We start from the raw sequence: 2,153 nt of genomic DNA, 5'->3' as shown, positions 1-2,153 counted from the left end.
CGTATGCACCGCGATCGCCCTGAGCGGCGACCCGTCGCTCATCGACCAGCTCACCGCGACGCGCACCTGAGTCTCCGGCGGCACGCATGACCGAGGCCGGCGAGCCGGGGGAAGCCCCGGAGCGCCGGCCTCGATCGTGCCGCCTCAGCTCCTGACCGGCTGCGACGCCGCCTCGGCTGCCTCCTCGTCGGATTCGCCGGCGATGACGCCCGGCACGCCCGTGGGCTCCTCGACCGACTCGACCTCCTCGGCGGGCGCCGCGAACTGCGCCTCGTAGAGCCGCGTGTACGCGCCGTCGGCGGCGAGCAGCTCGCCGTGCGTGCCCTGCTCGACGATGCGTCCGTCCTCCATCACGAGGATGAGGTCGGCGTCGCGGATCGTCGACAGCCGGTGCGCGATGACGAAGCTGGTGCGGTCGCGGCGCAGGGCGTTCATCGCGTTCTGCAGCAGCAGCTCGGTGCGGGTGTCGACCGAGCTCGTCGCCTCGTCGAGGATGAGCACGGCTGGCTGCGCCAGGAACGCCCGCGCGATCGTGATGAGCTGCTTCTCGCCGGCCGACAGGTTCGATGCCTCGTCGTCGAGCACCGTGTCGTAGCCGTCGGGCAGCGTGCGCACGAAGCGGTCGACGTAGGTGGCCCTCGCCGCGTCGATGATCTCGTCCTCGGTCGCACCGGGCCGGCCGTAGGCGATGTTCTCGCGGATCGTGCCCGTGAACAGCCACGTGTCCTGCAGGACCATCCCCATGCGTGAGCGGAGCGCGTCGCGGGTCATCCGGGTGATGTCGACGCCGTCGAGCGTGATGCGGCCGTCGTCGAGCTCGTAGAACCGCATCATGAGGTTCACGAGGGTGGTCTTGCCGGCGCCCGTCGGTCCGACGATCGCGATGGACTGGCCCGGCTCCGCCGTCAATGACAGGTGGTCGATGAGCGGCTTCTCGGGGTCGTAGCTGAACGAGACGTCGTCGAAGACCAGCCGGCCGGATGCCGCGTACTGCGCGTCATCCGTTGCAGGCCCGGCCTCGGGCTCGACGGGGTCGGGCGTCTGCTCGTCGGCGTCGAGCAGCTCGAACACGCGCTCGGCGCTCGCGATGCCCGACTGCAGCAGGTTCGCCATGGAGCCGAGCTGGCTGAGCGGCTGCGTGAACTGGCGCGAGTACTGGATGAACGCCTGCACGTCGCCGAGGCTGATGGTGCCGGCGGCGACCATGAGCCCGCCCACCACGGCGATGGCGACGTACACGAGGTTGCCCACGAACATCATGGCCGGCATGATGATGCCGCTCACGAACTGGGCGCCGAAGCTCGCGTCGTGCAGTTCCTCGTTCTTGTCGGTGAACTCGTGCTCCACCTCGCGGCGCCGCCCGAAGACCCGCACCAGGGCGTGGCCCGAGTAGGCCTCCTCGATGCGCGCGTTCAGCGTGCCGGTGTGCGCCCACTGCGCGATGAACTGCTTCTGCGAGCGCTTCGCGATGACCGTGGTGATGAGGATCGTGAGCGGGATGGTCACGAGGGCGATGACCGCGAGCAGCGGCGAGATCCAGAACATCATGGCGAGCACGCCGATCACGGTGAGGAGCGACGTGAGCAGCTGGCTCATGGTCTGCTGCAGCGACTGCGAGATGTTGTCGATGTCGTTCGTGACCCGCGAGAGCAGCTCGCCGCGCTGCATCCGGTCGAAGTACGACAGCGGCAGCCGGTGGATCTTCGCCTGCACCTCCTCGCGGAGGCGGTACACGGTGCGCTGCGTGACACCGTTCAGCACGTAGCCCTGCGCCCACGAGAACAGGGACGCGAGCACGTAGAGCACGAGCACCCAGCCGAGCACCATGGCGAGCGCGTTGAAGTCGATGCCCTGGCCGGGGGTGAGGGTCATCGCCTGCACCATGTCGGCCTGGCTGGTGTCGCCCGACGCGCGGAGCTGGTCGACGACCTGCTGCTTCGTCGCGCCGGCGGGCATCTGCGAGGAGACGAAGCCCTCGAAGATGATGTTCGTGGCCTGGCCGAGCAGCTTCGGCCCGAACACCGTGAACACGACGCTCACGATCCCGAGCAGGATCACGGCGACGACGAGCGGCCGCTCGGGGCGGAGTCGGCCGAGCAGGCGCTTCGCCGACGGCCAGAACGACGCGGGCTTCTCGGTGGGCATGCCGGCGC

1 protein-coding gene is annotated in these 2,153 nt (G+C 69.3%); it reads right to left on the bottom strand.

Going from position 1 to position 2,153, the window contains the following annotated elements:
* Nucleotides 1-144: 144 nt before the first annotated feature.
* On the bottom strand, nucleotides 145-2,153 hold a 2,009-nt coding region (locus AC1DY2_RS18975), incomplete at its 5' end, for an ABC transporter ATP-binding protein (protein ID WP_476763825.1).

It is taken from the genome of Agromyces sp. P1_H4, assembly GCF_056405255.1.
Note: the sequence above shows the minus strand (reverse complement) of the source record. Positions and strands in the feature narration are given on the sequence as shown.